General features: G+C 65.2%; 13 protein-coding genes and 1 pseudogene. 7 read left to right on the plus strand and 7 right to left on the minus strand.

Annotation, left to right across the window (positions count from 1 at the left end):
- Positions 1-26 precede the first annotated feature (26 nt).
- Positions 27-2315 carry a xanthine dehydrogenase molybdopterin binding subunit gene (gene xdhB / locus BDD18_RS18330; protein WP_142085068.1) on the plus strand — a complete coding sequence of 763 codons (2289 nt, stop codon included), beginning with the start codon at positions 27-29 and terminating at the stop codon, positions 2313-2315.
- Between the two features lie 20 nt (positions 2316-2335).
- Here xdhB and BDD18_RS18335 read toward each other — a convergent pair whose 3' ends face one another.
- Together BDD18_RS18335 and BDD18_RS18340 are read right to left on the minus strand one after the other, a co-directional pair.
- A complete protein-coding gene (locus tag BDD18_RS18335) occupies positions 2336-4432 on the minus strand; it encodes a sensor domain-containing diguanylate cyclase (protein WP_244939140.1) in 2097 nt (698 codons plus the stop codon).
- Between the two features lie 357 nt (positions 4433-4789).
- On the minus strand, positions 4790-5413 hold the full coding sequence (locus tag BDD18_RS18340) for a Crp/Fnr family transcriptional regulator (RefSeq protein ID WP_044398896.1): 624 nt from the start codon (positions 5411-5413) through the stop codon (positions 4790-4792).
- 368 nt (positions 5414-5781) lie between these two features.
- Between BDD18_RS18340 and BDD18_RS18345 the strand changes: the two are divergent.
- Both BDD18_RS18345 and BDD18_RS18350 read left to right on the plus strand, forming a co-directional pair.
- Positions 5782-6820: pseudogene (locus BDD18_RS18345) on the plus strand (porin).
- A 310-nt stretch (positions 6821-7130) separates the two neighbouring features.
- Complete coding sequence (locus tag BDD18_RS18350; RefSeq protein ID WP_244939141.1) at positions 7131-8963, plus strand: EAL domain-containing protein; 1833 nt, start codon at positions 7131-7133, stop codon at positions 8961-8963.
- Between the two features lie 44 nt (positions 8964-9007).
- Here the strand turns inward: BDD18_RS18350 and BDD18_RS18355 are convergent, their stop codons facing one another.
- Positions 9008-10234, minus strand: coding sequence for a urate hydroxylase PuuD (locus BDD18_RS18355; protein WP_142084968.1), 1227 nt, complete (start codon positions 10232-10234; stop codon positions 9008-9010).
- 217 nt (positions 10235-10451) lie between these two features.
- Complete coding sequence (xdhC, locus tag BDD18_RS18360) at positions 10452-11258, minus strand: xanthine dehydrogenase accessory protein XdhC (protein WP_142084971.1); 807 nt, start codon at positions 11256-11258, stop codon at positions 10452-10454.
- Positions 11259-11410: 152 nt separating this feature from the next.
- Here xdhC and BDD18_RS18365 point away from each other — a divergent pair, with 152 nt between their 5' ends.
- The gene (locus BDD18_RS18365) at positions 11411-11878 is read left to right on the plus strand and encodes a hypothetical protein (RefSeq protein ID WP_142085075.1); all 468 of its coding nucleotides are present in this window, start codon (positions 11411-11413) and stop codon (positions 11876-11878) included.
- Positions 11879-12015: 137 nt separating this feature from the next.
- On the opposite strand, the gene uraH is transcribed toward BDD18_RS18365, so the two are convergent.
- Positions 12016-12366 (minus strand): hydroxyisourate hydrolase, encoded by a 351-nt coding sequence (gene uraH / locus BDD18_RS18370; RefSeq protein WP_142084973.1) that lies wholly within the window; start codon positions 12364-12366, stop codon positions 12016-12018.
- Between the two features lie 210 nt (positions 12367-12576).
- Here uraH and ggt point away from each other — a divergent pair, with 210 nt between their 5' ends.
- From ggt to BDD18_RS18385, 3 genes are all read left to right on the plus strand, one after another.
- Positions 12577-14361, plus strand: coding sequence for a gamma-glutamyltransferase (gene ggt, locus BDD18_RS18375; protein WP_142084976.1), 1785 nt, complete (start codon positions 12577-12579; stop codon positions 14359-14361).
- Positions 14362-14673: 312 nt separating this feature from the next.
- Positions 14674-15882 carry a serine hydrolase domain-containing protein gene (locus tag BDD18_RS18380; protein ID WP_244939142.1) on the plus strand — a complete coding sequence of 403 codons (1209 nt, stop codon included), beginning with the start codon at positions 14674-14676 and terminating at the stop codon, positions 15880-15882.
- Positions 15883-16103: 221 nt separating this feature from the next.
- A complete protein-coding gene (locus BDD18_RS18385) occupies positions 16104-16295 on the plus strand; it encodes a hypothetical protein (RefSeq protein ID WP_244939143.1) in 192 nt (63 codons plus the stop codon).
- Between the two features lie 58 nt (positions 16296-16353).
- On the opposite strand, the gene BDD18_RS18390 is transcribed toward BDD18_RS18385, so the two are convergent.
- Together BDD18_RS18390 and BDD18_RS18395 are read right to left on the minus strand one after the other, a co-directional pair.
- The gene (locus BDD18_RS18390; RefSeq protein WP_142084980.1) at positions 16354-17670 is read right to left on the minus strand and encodes a glycerate kinase type-2 family protein; all 1317 of its coding nucleotides are present in this window, start codon (positions 17668-17670) and stop codon (positions 16354-16356) included.
- Between the two features lie 41 nt (positions 17671-17711).
- The gene (locus BDD18_RS18395) at positions 17712-18701 is read right to left on the minus strand and encodes a tripartite tricarboxylate transporter substrate binding protein (RefSeq protein WP_142084982.1); all 990 of its coding nucleotides are present in this window, start codon (positions 18699-18701) and stop codon (positions 17712-17714) included.
- Between the last annotated feature and the right edge of the window lie 34 nt (positions 18702-18735).

Raw genomic sequence — 18735 nt, forward strand, 5'->3', positions numbered from 1 at the left:
CCCTGCCCGCCCCCGCACGCGCTGCCATGGGGCAATCACACTTCCACGAAAGCGCCCGCGCCCAAGTGGCGGGCGCTGCGCACTACATCGACGACCTGCCCGAGGTGAAAGGCACGCTGTACGCCGCGCCCATCCTCTCCACCGTGGCCCACGGCACGCTCAACGGCGTGGATGCCAGCGCGGCCCTGGCCCTGCCCGGTGTGCGCGGCGTGGTGCTGGCAGCCGACGTGCCCGGCGACAAGATCCTGGCCGCATTCGGGCACGACGAGCCCGTGTTTGCACACACCACCGTGCAGCACATGGGCCAGGTCATTGGCCTGGTGGTAGCCGATTCGGTGATGCAGGCGCGCCGCGCCGTGCGCGCCGTCAAGCTCGACATCACGCCCCTGCCCGCTGTGCTGACGGTGCAAGACGCACTGCAGGCACAAAGCTATGTGCTGCCGCCGGTGTTTGTGCGCCGGGGCGATGCGGCCACAGGCCTCGCGCAATCGGCACACCGCCTGCAAGGCGCGTTCGAAGTCGGCGGCCAAGAGCACTTCTATCTGGAAGGCCAGATCGCCTATGCCCTGCCGCTGGAGCAAAAACAGTGGTGGATCTACTCCAGCACCCAGCACCCGGGCGAAGTGCAGCACTGGGTAGCCCACGCGCTGGGCATTGATAACCATGCGGTCAAGGTGGAGTGCCGCCGCCTGGGCGGCGGCTTTGGCGGCAAAGAGACCCAGGCCGGACACCTAGCCGTGTGGGCCGCCGTGGCCGCGAACAAGCTGGGCCGCCCCGTCAAACTGCGGCTGGATCGGGACGAGGACTTCATGGTCACCGGCAAGCGCCACCCGTTTGCGTACGAGTACGACGTGGGCTTTGACGACACCGGCCGTATCACGGGCCTGAAGCTGCAAATGGCTGCCAACTGCGGCTTCAGCGCCGACCTGTCCGGCCCCGTGGCCGACCGGGCCGTGTTCCATGCCGACAACGCGTATTTCCTGAGCGATGTGGAGATTGCCTCATACCGCTGCAAGACGAACACCCAGAGCCACACAGCGTTCCGAGGCTTTGGCGGCCCGCAGGGCGTCATCGTCATCGAAGCCATCCTGGGCGATATCGCCCGTGCCCTGGGCCGCGACGCGCAAGACGTGCGCCTGGCCAACCTGTACGGGCGCGATGCCAGCGAGGGCCGCAATGTCACCCACTACCAGATGGCGGTGGAAGACAACATCCTGCATGCGCTGCTGCCGCAGCTGGAGCAGATCGCCCGCTACCGCCAGCGCCAGGCCGACATTGCTGCGTGGAACGCGCAAAGCGCGGTGCTCAAGCGCGGCATCGCCATCACCCCGGTCAAGTTCGGCATCAGCTTCACGGCCACGCTGTTCAACCAGGCAGGCGCGCTGGTGCATGTGTACACCGATGGCAGCGTACAGGTGAACCACGGCGGCACCGAAATGGGCCAGGGCCTGCACACCAAGGTGGCGCAGATCGTGGCCGATGAGCTGGGCGTGCCGCTGCACCGTGTGCTGGTGACCGCCAGCGACACCAGCAAGGTGCCCAACGCCAGCGCCACCGCGGCCAGCAGCGGCACCGACCTGAATGGCCGCGCCGCCCAATATGCCGCGCGCAATGTGCGCGACAACCTGGCATCGTTCGTGTGCGGGCTGGACGGCTGCGGCGCCGGGGCCATCCGTTTTGTGGGCGGGCAGGTCATCTCGCCCAAAACCGTGCGCAGCTTTGACGCCGTGGTGAAAGAGGCGTACGCCAACCGCATCCAGCTGTGGAGCGACGGCTTTTATCGCACGCCCAAAATCCACTACGACAAGGCCACCCTTACCGGCCGGCCGTTCTACTACTTCAGCTACGGCGCAGCCTGCTCTGAGGTAGTGATCGACACCCTGACGGGCGAGAGCCGCGTGCTGAAGGTAGACATCCTCCACGACGTGGGGCACAGCATCAACCCGGCCATCGACGTGGGGCAGATCGAGGGCGGCTTCGTGCAGGGCATGGGCTGGCTCACCACCGAGCAACTGGTGTGGAACGACAAGGGCTACCTATCGACCCACGCCCCCAGCACCTACAAGATTCCAGCCACGGGCGACATTCCCGAGCACTTCAAGGTGGCGCTGTGGCCCGAGGCCAACCGCGAAGACAACGTGGGCGGCAGCAAGGCGGTGGGCGAACCGCCCTTCATGCTGGCGATCAGTGTGTATGAAGCGCTGCGCAACGCCATCGCCGCGGGGCGCAGTGGCGAAGCGCCAGCAAAGCCGGTGGTGTTGACGGCCCCTGCCACGGCCGAGAACGTGCTGAGGGCGCTGGGGCGCTTGGGGTGACGGAGTTAGCGGATGGCGGGTCAGGCCGGGCCCAGCGCCACACGCCCTGACGCAGACGCTTCGCGGGCGCGGCCCATCTGTACGCGGTTGCGCCCCGCCCGCTTGGCGTCGTAGCACGCCATGTCGGCAGCGTACAAGACGGAAGCCACGTCTTGCATGGACGCGTCCAGAGCCACCAGACCAATACTCATGCTGAGGGTGAAGCTGCTGCCCTGGTACGACGGGGCCCAGGCCTGCACCGCCTGGCGCAGTTGCTCTGCCACCGCCTGGCCTCGCGCCAAGGCGCAACCTGGCAGCACCACGGCAAATTCGTCGCCGCCCACGCGGGCAGCCCAGCCCAGCTGTCGCACCTGCGATTCCAGCAGCCGCGCCACGTGGCGCAGCGCATCGTCGCCCGCGTCATGCCCCGCCAGGTCATTCACCACGGTGAAATGGTCCAGGTCCATGAACAACACCACGCACTCGCCTGCAGCCGCAGCATGCGGCGCCGCACCGTCATCGCGCAGCCGGGTGGCGCGCTCGGCCAGCAGGGCTCCCAGACGCTCGTCAAACGCCGCACGGTTGAACAGCTGGGTCAGCGCATCGTGCTCGGTCTCCCAGGCCTTTTGCTGCTGCGCCTCGCGGGCCGCGGTGATGTCTTCCAGAATCCACACCGTGCCGCCATCAATAGACCCAGCCCCCACGCCCCGCCCCTGTACGCGCGCCCACACGGGGCTGCCGTCCTTGCGCATGAAGCACACGTCGCCATCAAACGCGCCGTGCACCGCAAACTCGGCCTGCACCCTGGCGCCAGCGCGGGCGTACTCCTCTGAAGAGGCGTAGATGGTGCGCGCGGGCTTGCCTTGCAGTTCGGCAGGGGTATAGCCCAGCATCAGGCAGGTTTGCCGCCCCACCACCTCCAGCACGCCGTGGCGCGTGATGACGATACCGACCGAGGCGTGGTCCAGAATCGCCTGAAACTGGCTGCCCAGCGTAGACTGTTGCTCCGCATGCTGGCTGCCCTGGCGCGCCAGCCGCTCCAGCGCCTGGACCAGGTCACCTACTTCACCCCGCACCCGGGGCCACTGCACCGGCCCCTGGGTGTCGCCCTGCAGCAGTTGCTGTGCAGCCAGCCGCAGCCGGGCCAGGGGTTGCGCCATCCACCCCAGCAGCAGCACCAGCAGCGCGGCGCCAGCGCCAAGGACACCGGCCACGGTCCACCATGCATCGCGTTGCGCACCCGCCAGCGGCGCCAGCAATGCGCGCGAGTAACTGACCCGGGCAACCACCCACTGGGGCAGCGGCATGCCCGCCATGCTGACGATGTGGTCGGGCATCACCTGCGTGATGCCCCGGCCCACCAGCGGCTGGGCCTGTTGCAGCCACTGTGCGTACACCGCTGACAACCCCGCCTCGTCCCGCACATTGCCCAGCACCCGGGTCGGGTCGGAATGCGACAGGATGGTTCCGTCCCGCGAGAACACCACCAGCCGGGATTCGTCTCTTTCAGGTAATGCCATGGAAGGCGGCAGCAGGCTTTGCGATTGCAGCTTGAGGGCACCGCCCACAGCCCCCAGCACGGAGCCATCTTCCCGGTGCATGGGCATGGTGAAAGTCACCCGGGCGTCGCCTGTTCCGCCGGCCACCAGCTCCGATACCTGGGGCTTTCCATCGGCCAGGGTGCGCCGCAGCACATCGCGTTCGGCAGGCTCCAGTGAGGCTGCGGCCACAGGCCGGCCCCCGCGCAGGTTGAGCAGCATGGCACCGTCGCTGCCCACCACCTGCACCGCATCAAAAAAGCCCAGGGCGGGCAGCGCAAGATACTGCCGCTGGTCGTCAAAAAAACTGGAATCCTGCATGCGCGGCGTGACACCTGCAGCCATGGTGCGCAACACCTTCTGGCTCTGCTCCATCTTGCTGGCCAGCAGGCGCGCAATCACTTCGACCTCGTCGGTCTGCCATGCCACCACACGGAGCATCGCCTCTTGGCCCGACACCTGGGACACATGCCACGCGGCGCCAGCCCCCGCCAGCACCATGGCGCACACTGCCACCAGAATCATGCGCAGCACCCAAGGCCCGGGCATATGCCAGGACGGAGCTTCGAAAGGCTGTGCTGGAGCAGGGCGTGGGGTCATGGCGCGCCCGCAGAGATAAGCAACAGCACTCTGCCGCAACCGCACGCCAACCTGCCTGCGCAAGCCGTGGCGCGCATAACATGGGCTGGGTAGTCAGGTGGCAGGCTGGGCATAAAGGCTGGTGATGGCAGCAAGGCTTCCAGCAAATATACGCAGTACATCCAGGGCCACGCTTGGGTGGAACCCTCATCAAATCACACGGAGAAACCCTTAGGGCAACTGGGCTTTGCAAGGTCCCAACGCAGGGCACCGACAGGGGATGGCCGCAGTGTAGACACAGCCGCCAGCCAATGGCAAACGCGCTGAAAACCAGCGCGTTCGTCCCTCAAGATTCAGCGATTCAGTGCTGCAATGTTGTCAGCTACCTGCCATGGTTTGCAGCGCCAGAGGCTGCGGCAGGTTCAGCACATTGCCTGTGCCGTGGATAAGACCCATCTCGCGCAGATGGCGAAGTACGCGCGAGAAGGTTTCCGGGGCGATGCCCAGCTGCGCCGCAATCAGGCGCTTGCGCTGGTGCAGTGTGACGCGCATGGTGCCGGACGCATCCTGCTGGGCATGGTTCAGCAACCACTGGGCACAGCGTGTTTCCGCGTCGTGGGCCAGGCGGCTCACGGCCAGTTCAGACTGCTGGCGATAGCCCGACGCCATGTCGAGCAGCAGGCCACGCGCCCCTTCGGGCATGGCGGCCAAGCTTTGGCGGAACTCCGCAATCGGTACCCGGCGCAACTGCACACGCGTTTCAGCCACCATGTCCACCGGCAAGGGCAGACCGAGCAACGCCGAAGCAGCGTCGAGCCAGAACGGGCCTTCCACCGCACCCAACTGGTGCCGCAGGTAGCCTTCTTCATAAAAGCCGCGCAGCACCCTCCCGCTTTCCAGGTGCAGCACAGAGGTGAGCACCTCATTACGCCTGCGCAGCACTTCGCCGGCGGCAAATACTTCCGTCTGGACGGGCAAGGAAAATAAGTTGGATGGCAGCATGCGATTGAATGTGCCGCCGCAGGCCGCAGAAGGCTTTGAGCAAGATCAAAAGCCGCGCGGAACCTACCCCGATTAGCTCAAAGCCCGCAGCCAGGCCCCTTTGGCGGACGTGCATCCCGTGCTCAATCCTGTGCATTCAGCGCATAGCGCCCTCTTGCGGTGCTACCCCCTGGGGCCAAAGGTGACAAGATGCAACCGCCGGGGGTGCAAAGCCGGGGCACAAAACTTGCTCAGCCTTATGGCATGCAAGCGAAGTGCGCCACCACGCGGCCATCGGCAGCGCCACAGCGGCTGAAAGCGCAATGGCGCAACTTCCCAAGCATTCATTTTTGACTTTGTTTACAACCCTTCCCGACCCAGGAGAACCCATGAAAAAAAACCTGTTGGCACTGTCCCTTTCGCTGGGCGGCGTGCTGCTGTGCGCTGGCGGCGCCCATGCCCAAAGCTCGGTTGAAGTGTCCGGTGTGGTCGATGTGTTTGCCGGCTCCATCAAAAACTCTGGCGATGCAGGCCGCAAGTCGGTGGTCGACAGCGGTGGCTTCACCACATCCTGGTTTGGCTTCAAGGGCACGGAAGACCTGGGCGGCGGCCTCAAGGCCAACTTCCAGCTGACCTCGTTCATCAAGGTAGACGCTGGCAGCCAGGGCCGCTTCGCCAACGACACCTTCTTCTCGCGCGACGCCAACGTCAGCCTGTCGGGCAGCTTTGGCTCGGTGATTCTGGGCCGCTGGATGGCCCCCAACTTCCTGCCTTCCGTGGTGGGCAACCCGCTGGGCGACTCGTTCACCTTTTCGCCCCTGATCCTGCACATGAACGTGCCTCTGTTCAACGGCACAGGCTGGGGCGCCACCACGCCGTCTGACACGGGCTGGAGCAACCAGTTGGTGTACAGCACACCCAACATCGGCGGTTTCAAAGCCAACTTGCAGTACCAATTTGGCGAGCAGGCCGGCAACAACGGCAAGAAGAACGTGGGTGCCAATTTCTTTCTACTTTGGCGGCCCGCTGACGCTGACCGGCTTCTATGAACGCGACCAGATCAGCAACCCCGGCGCAGGCAGCTACCTGGGCACCACCAAGAAGGACTGGATGCTGCTGGGCGCCTACGACTTCGGCGTGGTGAAGCCCTTTGTGAGCTACGGCCAGGCCAAGGCTGACAACAGCCCGAACAAGGCCAAGACCGTGCAACTGGGCGCCTCGGTGCCCGTGGGCCCCGCGGGCAAGGTGCTCGTCGAATGGGTGAAGATCGACCTGTCGCAAACCAAGGTGGACCGCAAGACCTACACCGTGGGCTACGACCACTTCCTGTCCAAGCGCACCGACGTGTACGCCATGTTCATGGGCGACAAGATCACCAACCAAACCTCTGGCACCAGCTTTGGCGTCGGCATTCGCCACCGTTTCTAAAGCGGCTTGGGATAGGCGGGTAGCGCGCTGCGGCTGCTCGTCTGCTCCATCACGATGTGCCAAGGGGCCTGTTTCAGGCCCCTTTTTCTTGGGTGACTTTGCAACAAGGCAACCCCTCAAATACACAAGGCGAATTGGCATCCAGCGCTTAATACAAAAGCGCAATCAGCTATACATTTAATAGCAAACCAGGAGCTACAGCGCCCACCGCAGCCTGGTGAAGGCTCCTCATCCCTCTTTTGCCACTTGTAACTACCTTGTCACAAGCCGCCGCTATCGTCAGCCCCTGCTCAGGGATTCAACACAAGCGATGCAAAACACACAGTGCAGCCGACGGGAAGCGATGGTGGCGCAACTGTCGCCCGCTGCACGCCATGGCACAGGCCCGCTGGCAAGCTTGATGCGCGATGGCGCGCTGCATTGCGTTTTTCAGCCCCTTGCCGATCTGCGCGAGGGCAGCGTCTATGCCCATGAAGCACTGATCCGAGGCCCCCACGGCAGCCTCTTGCACGCACCCGATGCCCTGCTGGCGCAGGCCCGTACCGAGGGCGTGCTGCAGGATTTCGAGCTGTTCTGCGTTTTCACCGCGCTGGAACAGTGGAGCGCCCAGGCCACGCCAGGGCGCCTGTTCGTGAACATCAGCGCTGACGCCCTGGTCCACGGTGTGGGCATGGTGGGCATGGGCAAGCTGGGCGAAGCGGTGCGCAGCTGCGGCCTCAACGCGCGGATGCTGGTGCTGGAAATTACCGAGCACGAGCGCGTGACCAACATGCCGCTGCTGCGCGAAGCCATTGACGCCGTGCACGCCTGCGGCGCCCGCATGGCGCTGGACGACTTTGGCGATGGCCGCTCCAGCCTGCGCCTGTGGTCCGAAGTGAAGCCGGACTTCGTGAAAATCGACAAGTACTTCATCCGCGAGATCAGCGACCGCCCCGAAAACCTGCAGATGCTGCAAGCCATCAAAGGGATTGCCGATGTATTTGGCACCACGCTGATTGCCGAAGGCATCGAAACGCAGGACGACCTGCGCGCCCTGCGGGACCTGGACATTCCCTACGGCCAGGGCTGGCTGCTGGGGCGGCCCGCAGCCATGGCGCGTGAAGCCATCGAGGGCCCGGCCCTGGATGTGCTGGACGACCGCCGGGTGGCCGTGCTGCCGCACCTGGAGCAAACCGCGCGCCCCAGCATCTTGCGCAGCCTGCGCGTGGTGCAGGCCCCGCCCGTCAGCCCCACCACCACCAATGACGCAGTGGCCGCGATGTTCCACGAACGCACCGAACTGCACGCCCTGGCCGTGGTGGACGGCACGCAGCCCGTGGCCCTCATCAACCGCCAGCAGTTCATGAACCACTACGCCACGCTGTACTTCCGCGAGGTGCACGGGCGCAAGCCCTGTCTGGCGTTTGCCAACACCGCGCCGCGCGTGGTGGAGCAAGACTGCGATGTGGAGCAGCTCATGGGCATCCTCACGTCACAAGACCAGCGCTACCTGAGCGACGGCTACATCGTGACGGACAACGGCCGCTACATCGGCCTGGGCACGGGCGACCAACTGGTGCGCGCCGTGACCGAAACGCGCATCGAAGCGGCCCGCCACGCCAACCCGCTCACGTTCTTGCCGGGCAACATCCCCATCAGCCTGCACATGCAGCGGCTGCTGGACAACGGCACCGAGTTCGTGGCCTGCTACGCCGACCTGAACCACTTCAAGCCCTTCAACGACAACTACGGCTACTGGCGCGGCGACCAGATGATCCGGCTGGTGGCGCGCCTGGCCACCATGCACTGCGATGCGCGGCGCGACTTTGTGGGCCATGTGGGTGGGGACGATTTCATGCTCATCTTCCAGAGCAGCAACTGGCGCCAGCGCTGCAAAAACATCATCCAGGACTTTGGGCGCGAAGCCCTGGCCTTGTTCGACGAATCAGCCCGGCGCTCTGGCGGCATCCATGCGGAAGACCGGCACGGCGTGCGCCGGTTCTTCCCATGTACCACCTTGGCGCTGGGTGCGGTGCACGTCACGCCGGGGCGCTTTCGCCACGCGGAAGAAGTGGCCAACGTGGCCGCCACCGCCAAGCACGAAGCCAAGCAAACCGCCACAGGCCTGGTGCTGCACACCGGAATGTGCCCGCCGCAGACCTGAACATGCTGGTGGCGTGAGCGCAGCCAGCCTCTGAAAAACACCCGTCAAGGCACCAGCGCCCCCGCCTCAAACCAGCGGCCAATCAGCGCGCGTTCAGCATCGGTAATCTGCGTGGCATTGTTCATGGGCATCAGCTTTTGCACCACCACCTGCTGGTAGATGGCCTGGGCGTTTTGCCGCACCAGGGCCGGCTCGTCCAGCCGCAGGTTCTTCATCTGCACCTGCGCGCCGTGGCAGGTGTAGCAGCGCTGCTCCAGCACGCCCCGCACCGCAGCAAAATCAGCCTTTGCATCATTTTGGCCTGCAGCGCTTGTAGCGCTTGCGCTGCCAGCTATTGAAACAGGAGCAGGCCGCATCCACACCATGGCCCCCACGATCACGGCAACGCCCACCAGCGCGTACGGCAACGGGTTGCCATTGCGGCCCAGCTTGTAGCCGTGGCGCATCACGAAGAACTGGCGGATTGCCGCGCCCGCAAACATCATCAGGATGAGCACCAGCCAGTTTTGCGGGTGGTTCCAGGTGAAGCTGTAGTGGTTGCTGAGCATGGCAAACAGCACCGGCAGCGTGAAGTAGGTGTTGTGCACACTGCGCTGCTTGCCGCGCTTGCCGTGGATGGGGTCCACTGGCTGCCCCGCCTTGATCTGCGCCACCACCGTGCGCTGGCCGGGGATGATCCAGAAGAACACGTTGGCGCTCATGGCCGTGGCAATCATCGCGCCCACCAGCAAAAAGGCCGCGCGGCCCGCAAACCAGTGGCAGGCCAGCCAGGCGGCAATGCACACCAGCACGAAGACCAGCGCGCCCACGATGGCGTCGCCGTTCTTGCGCTGGCCAAAGATACGGCAGATGGCGTCGTACAGCAGCCAGAACACCACGAAGAAGGCGAGCGCCACGATGATGGCGGTGGCGGGCGCCCAGTCCATGCGCGACTTGTCGATGAGGTAGGTGCTGGCGCTGTAGAGGTAAGACACCGTGAACAGTGCAAAGCCGCTGAGCCAGGTGCTGTAGCTCTCCCAAAAGAACCAGTGCAGGTGCTTGGGCAACTGCGGGGGCGAGACATTGAACTTGACCGGGTGGTAGAACCCGCCGCCGTGCACGGCCCACAACTCACCGCTCACGCCCTGCTTTTTGAGGTCTTCGTCTTCGGGCGGCGTGAGGCTGCTGTCCAAAAAGACGAAATAGAACGACGAGCCAATCCAGGCGATGGCGGTGATGACGTGGACCCAGCGCAACAGCAGGTTGGCCCAGTCGAGAACGTAGCTTTCCATATCTCAACCTCGGCAGCGCATGGCGCTGCAAACCTGCTCACCACTGCGGGCGCTCTGAGCAGAATACACAGGTCGCGCACCTTGGCTGGCTGGCCTCTCCATACAGGAAGGGCCAGCGGGCCGGGGCACCGCTGCGACCAAAACTTACTGACAACACCCGAAGGTGCATGCACGAATTGTTCCAGATTCCATGCGTTTCAGATCACTGGCGCAGGTCTTACGGCGTCAGGGTCTGCAGCAATTGCGCACCCACCGCCACGGCAATCACCTCGGGCTGCTTGCCATGAATACCGGGCACGCCAATCGGGCAATTCACCTGCGCCAGCTCGGCCGGGCTAAAGCCACGCTCGGCCAGCCGGTGCGAGAAGGTGGCCCACTTGGTCTTGCTGCCAATCAGGCCGATGAAGGGCAAATCCTGCTGCTGCCGCTGGCGGCGCAGGCACGCGGCCACCACGTCCAGGTCTTCAGCGTGGCTGAAGCTCATGATGAGCACGCACGAGCCCGCTGGCAGCGTGGGCACGGCCAGGTGCACGGGCTCGGAATGCTCGCAGACCACGCCCTCGGGCGGATGGGGCGGGAATATGCCGTCGCGGCTGTCGATCCACGTCAGCGCAAAAGGCAGCGGCGCCAGCACCCGCGCCAGGGCGTGGCCCACATGGCCGCCGCCAAACAGGGCCACGGGCACGCGCGAGCCTTGCAGCCGGGCGGGCAGGCTGGCGGCATCGGCCGGGCCCAGCGCCTCAAACCGCAGGTGCACCACGCCGCCGCAGCACTGACCCAGGGCGGGGCCCAGGGCATAGCGCACCTGCGGCTCGCCAGGGTCGCCCGCCAGGCGGCGGCGCGCGTCGGCCATGGCCTGGTGCTCCAGGTGGCCACCGCCAATGGTGCCGATCACGCGGTCGGCCAGCACCGCCATCCAGGCCCCGGATTCCCTTGGGGCCGAGCCTTCGGTAGACTTCACGCTCACCAGCCACGCGGTTGCGCCCTTGTTCAGCGCGGCCACCAGCAAACCTACATCCGTCACATCGGCCCTTTCACCTTGAAGGCTGCGCGCGGCGTTACCGCACGCAGCAATTGCGTTTCGAGTTGTCTGACTCTCCCACCAGCATGCCATCCATTCCACCCCAGCGCGCCACGCGCGCCCAAGGCAGCCGTACCAGTTGGTTGCGCTGGCTGCTGGCCAGCGCCATGGCCGCCCTGGCTGCCTGCAAGTCGCCTCCGCCCCAGGCCCCCACGGCACAAGACAGCAAAATGCCCAGCCGGGACACCGCAGCTGGCCCTGCCGCGACGCCTGCACCCAAGGCATCTGCCGCCGCCACCCCGCGCGACTACCGCAAGGACGCTGCCAGCCACCTCTACAGCCACAACCAGCATCGCATCTACAAAGGCAAGCTGCCGCCCATGCTGTACGCCATTGGCGTGCTGGAAGTGGACATTGACCGCCAGGGCCGCGTGGCCCGCCTGCACTGGACCCGCGCCCCCCGCCACACGCCCGAGGTAGTGGCCGAGATTGAACGCACCGTGCGCGCTGCCGCCCCCTACCCCACGCCCAGCCGCCTGGGCAAGGTGACCTATACCGACACCTGGCTGTGGGACAAGAGCGGCAATTTCCAGCTCGACACCCTGACTGAAGGCCAGCTCTGAGCCATATGCTGCTATGAAAGCAGGAGCTGCCAGCGCTTTCATCGCCTGCTTTGCAAGGTCAAAAGATACTGAAAAGCTCACTCAAAAAGCGCAAGCAGCTATCAAATAAATAGCGCCTGCTTGCATTCCCCCTGGGCTCAAGACCCCCGGTAGGTCGAATAGCTCCAGGGGCTGACCAGCAGCGGCACGTGGTAGTGCTGGTCGGCATGGGCAATGCCAAAGTCCAGGCTCACCTGGTTCAGGAAGTTCGGCTCGGGCAGCGCAACGCCCCGGGCCTTGAAGTAGCCCGCCACATCAAACGTCAGCCGGTAAGTGCCCGCAAGCAGGCTGGCGTTGTCAAACAGGGGTGCATCGGTGCGCCCGTCGTGGTTCAGCACCAGCGACTTGACGAGCGTGGTCTGCTCACCCTGGGTGGCGTACAGGCGCACCGCCATACCCGCAGCGGGGCAACCGTGCATGGTGTCTAAAACGTGGGTGCTCAGGCCCATAGGTATCTCCGTATCTCCGCGAGGTGGTTGGCAGGCATCCAAAGTGGTGCAGCGGCCGCCGTGCGCTGACGGCAAAGTGTATACAGTTTCTGTACATCCGCAGCCGGTGCTGAAGCCAGTTTCGTGCCACGGCCCCTGGCGGCCCACACCCCGCCAAAGCCCCGCAGACGGCCTACACTTGTGCCACCTATTCTTTCAGGAGTCCAACCCATGAACATCCGGCAAACCCTGCTGTCCGCCAGCCTTGCGCTGGCCCTGGCCAGCCTTGCGGCCTGCAGTGCGACCCCGCCGCAAGCGTCCACCGCGCCTGCTGCAGTGCAACAGACATCCGCTGCCGCAGCCGCCAGCGCCGCCTATGACTTCGACATGGACGTGTTCCACCCCGTGGTGGCCAACAACGGCATGGTGGCCACTGAGCAAGAGCTGGCCTCGCGCATCGGGCTCGATATTCTGAAAGCCGGTGGCAACGCCGTGGACGCAGCCGTGGGCATTGGCTTTGCGCTGGCCGTGGCGCTGCCCAACGCAGGCAACCTGGGCGGGGGCGGCTTCATGATGGTGCATGACGCCAAGACGGGCAAATCCGTGGCGCTGGACTTCCGCGAAGTGGCCCCCCTCAAGGCCACGCGCAACATGTACCTGGACGACAAGGGCAATGTCATCAATGGCAAGTCGCTCTACACCCACTACGCCGTGGGCGTGCCGGGCACCGTGGCGGGCATGGAGCATGCGTTGAAGAAATGGGGCACCATGCCGCTGGACAAGGTGATTGCACCCTCCATCGCGCTGGCAGAAAAGGGCTTCCCTGTGAGCGAAACCCTGGCCAAGATCTTGCGCCAGGAGCAAAAGAACATGGGCAAGTGGCCCGCCACCACCGAGATCTTCTGGAAGGACGGCGCGCCCCTGAAGCGTGGCGACCTGCTGGTGCAAAAAGACCTGGCCCAATCGATGCGCCTGATTGCGCAGCAAGGCGCCAAGGCCTTCTACGAAGGCGCCATCGCCCAGAAGATTGCCGCCGAAATGGCCCCGCACGCCGGTGCCGTGACGCTGCAAGACCTGCGCGAATACAAGGTGGCCGAGCGCGAGCCCGTGCGCGGCACCTACCGTGGCTACGAAGTGGTGACCATGCCCCCGCCCTCTTCCGGCGGCACGCACCTGGTGCAAATTTTGAACATGCTGGAGCAGTGGCCCCTGGCCCAGTGGGGCCAGAACAGCGCGCAAACGCTGCACCACATGGCTGAAAGCAGCAAGCTGGCCTATGCCGACCGCTCTGAATACCTGGGTGACCCCGACTTCGTGAAGATCCCCTTGAAGGGCCTGACCTCCAAGCGCTACGCCGAATCGCTGGCCAAGACCATCGACCCCAACCGCGCTCGTCCTGCCAAAGAGATCAAGCCCGGCCAGCCCCAGCCGTATGAAAGCGACCAGACCACCCACTACTCGGTGGTGGACAAGGCGGGCAATGCCGTGGCCGTGACCTACACGCTGAACACCAACTTTGGCAGCGGCATCGTCGCCAAGGGCACCGGCATCTTGCTGAACAACGAGATGGACGACTTTGCCGCCAAGCCCGGCGTGGCCAACGCCTACGGCCTGGTCGGCGGCGACGCCAACGCGGTGGCCGCCAAGAAGCGCCCCCTGTCTTCCATGACGCCCACCCTGGTGCTCAAAGACGGCAAGCCCACGCTGGTGACCGGCAGCCCCGGCGGCGCCCGCATCATCACCACCGTGCTGCAAACCGTGGTGAACACCATCGACTTTGGCAACAACCCCGCCGAAGCCGCCGCAGCCCCCCGCGTGCACCACCAGTGGACGCCTGATGAGCTGCGCGTGGAAAAGGGCCTCTCGCCCGACACGCTGGCCCTGCTCAAGCAACGCGGCCACAACATCGCAGTGAAGCCTTCGATGGGCCGTACGCAGACCATCCAGATCCGCAACGGGCAGCTGTATGGCTACTCTGATCCACGCAACCCCGATGGGCAGACCTTGGGGTACTGAAAACTGCCAAAGCACCCGCGCTGACAGGCGGCTGATGCCAACACAGAAAAGGGGCCGCACATTCTGCGGCCCCTTTTTTTATGGACTGGGCCTTGTGCAGAGGGGTGCCTCACAGCTTGCAGGTCGCCGCACGGCGGTCAATCCACTGCGCGGATGTCGGGCTTGTGTGCACCTCCCGACACTCTGTCCGCACGCGATGATGCACACTCGGCAACATCAACAAAACGGGCCGCGCCCGCAGCGCAAGACACCACACATGCGGCGAAATGTGTACTGCGGGTTACAGGCTTTGGGCACCCTAAGGAGACAAACGTGGCATTGAAAAAAGTAGTGCTGGGCACACTGGTCGTTGTGGCGGCCGCCGCCGTGGGCGGCTGGTTCAGCCTGGACAAGGAAACGCGCGGGCTTTTGGCCACCGTGCCCACCAACCGCGATTTGCTGTTCTGGACGCAGCCGCAACGCGACGCCGCCTTCCGCGCGCTGGACCGCATCCCGCTGCTGGCCAAGGCCAACGTGGTGCCCGCCAGCGGCACGCCATCACCCCTGCCCCCAGGGCCGCCCCTGAAGCTCAGGAGCGATGTGGATGCCTACATGGCAGGCCAGCGCAGCGCTGCGCTGCTGGTGGTGCACGACGGCAAGCTGCGGCTGGAACGCTATGGCCTGGACTTTGATGCCGCAGGCCGCTGGACCAGTTTCTCTGTGGCCAAGTCACTCACCTCCACCCTGGTGGGCGCTGCGGTCAAAGACGGCTTCATCCAGAGCCTGGACGACAAGGTCAGCGTCTACATCCCCGAGCTGAAAGGCTCTGCCTACGACGATGTGAGCGTTCGGCAACTGCTGACCATGACATCTGGCGTGAAGTGGAATGAAGACTACGCCGACCCGAATTCAGACGTGGCCAAGTTCAACAACCACCAGCCCGAACCCGGCGTGGAAGCGCTGGTGAGCTACATGCGCAAGCTACCGCGCGATGTACCGGCAGGCACCCGCTGGCTGTACAGCACGGGCGAGACCAACCTGGTGGGCACCCTGGTGCAGCAGGCCACCAAAAAGCCCCTGGCCACCTACCTGGCAGAAAAAGTGTGGGGCCCGGCAGGCATGGAGCAGCAGGCCACCTGGCTTCTGAGCAAAACCGGCAAGGAGATTGGCGGCTGCTGCGTGCAGGCATCGCCACGCGACTATGCCCGCCTGGGCATGTTCATCCTGAATGGCGCGCAAGTAAACGGCCAGAGCATCGTGCCCGAGGGCTGGTGGGCCGAGGCCACCACCAAGCGCGCCGACATTGGCCGCCCCGGGCGCGGCTATGGCTACCAGTGGTGGACCTATGACGACGGCAGCTATGCGGCCCGAGGCATTTTCGGCCAGGGCATCTTCATCGACCCCCAACGCAAGCTGGTGATCGTGTCGAACGCCAACTGGGCCCATGGGGCGCGAGACCCCCAGGCCACCGAGGCGCGCGAGAACTTCTACCGCGAAGTGCAGCAGGTGATTGACGAGGAAGCACGGGCGCCGCGCCCATAGCGGCATCACCCCAGGGTGCGGCCCTGCCTAGGCTGTACGCTGGTCGGCAGATGCGCCGGATCAGTGCCGCACCAAAGCACCGTCCACCTGCGCGCAAGCCCCGTTCCTCAGGGTTGTCCAGAATGCCGACGCAGCTGCCACGGCCCCTACACTGGGGCATAGCCACCCCACGGACCTACCATGACAGTTACCTGGACACCACAGCCCCCCCCACCAGCTGGGTGGCGAACCTGAATGGGCAGCCTGTCTGCATTCTCAAGGGCAAAGACATTGGCGGATGGACGGCGACCTGGATGGGTGACCGCCTGTGGCAGCCACCAGCCCACTTGCCCAGGGCCACGCCGCAGCCCATGAGCTTTTTCAGCAGCCTGGAAGATGCCAAGGCTGCGGTGGAACAGGCTTTGGCCACCTGAGCCGGCCAAGGCTTCAAGCCTTTTTGGCACCTGGCGCTTAATACATAAGCGCAAGCAGCTACAAAATCAATAGCACCCTAAAGTCATTCACATTGGTGTGCGTGGGCCCGGTCACCACCAGATCACCTAAAGCGCTGAAGTAGCCGTAGGCGTCGTTGCGGTCCAGATGGTCGTCGAGCCGCAAACCCAGGGCGCGGCCACGGGCCAAGGTGTCCGGCGTGACGATGGCGCCCGCGTTGTCTTCTACACCGTCGATGCCATCGGTGTCAGCCGCCAGGGCCCACACGCCGCTCTGGCCTTGCAGGGCCTGGGCCAGGCCCATGCAGAACTCACCTGCGCGGCCACCTCGGCCTTTGGGGGCGCCTTCGGACCGAGGGCGCACCGTCACCGTGGTTTCACCGCCTGACAGCAGCACACAGGGGCGTTCAAACGGCGCCCCGCGCTGGGCCACGGCGCGGGCCAGGGCCGCGTGCACCTTGCCCACTTCGCGCGATTCGCCTTCTATTTCGTCCGACAGGATGTGCGCGGCCCAGCCTGCAGCGCGGGCGGCCTGGGCTGCGGCTTCGAGCGACTGCTGCGGGGTGGCGATGAGGTGCACGGCGTGGCCTGCAAACACGGCGTCGCCGGGCTTGGGGGTTTCGAGCAGGCCCGCTTCCAGCGCCCCGCGCACGGCGGGAGGCACGGTGATGCGGTAGCGGTCCAGAATCGCCAGCGCATCGGCGCAGGTGCTGGCATCGGGCACGGTGGGGCCGCTGGCGATGATGGAAGGGTCGTCGCCCGGCACATCGCTGATGGTGAGGGTGACCACACGCGCCGGAGCGCAAGCCGCCGCCAGCCGCCCGCCCTTGATGCGCGAGAGGTGCTTGCGCACGCAGTTCATCTCGCCAATGGCGGCACCGCTGGCCAGCAGTTCTTTGTTGATGCGCTGCTTTTCGGCCAGCGTGAGGCCATCGGCAGGCAGCGTGAGCAAGGCCGAGCCGCCGCCGGAGATGAGGCAGATCACCAAGTCATCGGCCGTGAGCCCCTGGGTGAGCGCCAGCATGCGCTCGGCCGCCTGCAGGCCTGCGGCATCAGGCACGGGGTGGGCGGCCTCGACCACTTCAATGCGCTGCCTCAGGCCCGCCGGTCGGGGCGGAATGTGGTCGTAGCGGGTGACGACCAGGCCGCCGAGCGGGGCATCGGCAGGCCACAGCGCCTCCAGCGCCTGCGCCATGGAGCCCCCGGCCTTGCCCGCACCCAGCACCAGCGTGCGTCCTTTGGGTAGAGCAGGCAGATGGGCTTGAAGGCCTTGCAGGGGCTGTGCGCTTTGCACCGCCACGTCGTACAGGTGGCGCAAGAAGGCGGTGGGATTCTGGCGAGGGTCAGGCATGGTCATGGCGAGGCATTGTGACGCAAGCACCGTCGCGCTGGCCCGGCTTACTCCAGCACCACCTTGGCCTCTTTCACCAGGCGCGCAAAGCGCTCGGTGTCGTCCTTGATCTGGCGGGCCATTTGCTGGGGTGTATCGCCAATGGGGTCGGCGCCAATGTCGTCCATCTTCTTGCGGAAGTCGGGCGACTGGATGATCTTGACCATCTCGGTGTTCAGCCGCGTCACCACCTCCTTGGGCGTACCTGCAGGGGCCAGCACGCCAAACCAGGTGCCCAGGTCAAAGCCCTTGAGCCCAGCCTCGTCCAGTGTGGGTACATCGGGCAGCGCGGCAGAGCGCTTGGCCGTGGTCACCGCCAGCGCACGCAGCTTGCCCGCCTTGATGTGGGGCAGCACGGGAGTGATGGTGTCGAACGACATGGTGATCTGCCCGCCCAGCAAGTCGGTGGTCATGGGGCCGCTGCCCTTGTAGGGCACATGCAGCAGCTGCACCCCGGCCATGGCTTCAAACTGCGCGCCAATCAGGTGCTGACCCGTGCCATTGCCGTTGGAACCGAAGGTGAACTTGCCTGGCGCCCGCTTGGCCTGGGCGATCAGCTCGGGCACCGTGCGGCTAGAGCTGTCGGCCTGCACCACCAGCACATTGGGCACCATGGCCACGGTGGTGACAGGGGCCAGGTCTTTCTGAAAGTCGTACGCCAGCTTGCGGTACACGCTGGTGGCAATGGTGTGGTGCACCGCCCCCATCAGCAGGGTGTAGCCATCGGGTTTGGCTTTCGCCACAAAGTCGGCGCCCAGCGTGGCGCCTGCACCGGGTTTGTTCTCCACGATGACGGGCTGGCCCAGGCTCTTGGCCAGCTCTTGCCCCAGCGCGCGGGCCAGCACATCGGTCGTGCCTCCTGCGGGGAAGGGCACGATCAGGCTGACGGCTTTGGTGGGCCAGGCCTGGGCTGCGGCCGTGGTAGCCAAAGCACACAGCAGGGCAGCGCCTGCCAAGTGGCGCAAAGTGTGGCGCTTGGGGGATTGAAACGTCGTCATGGCTTGTCTCCAATATCGTTCTGTGAAGGGGTAC

The sequence above is a fragment of the Acidovorax temperans genome, from assembly GCF_006716905.1.
GTDB classification, from domain to species: domain Bacteria; phylum Pseudomonadota; class Gammaproteobacteria; order Burkholderiales; family Burkholderiaceae_C; genus Acidovorax; species Acidovorax temperans.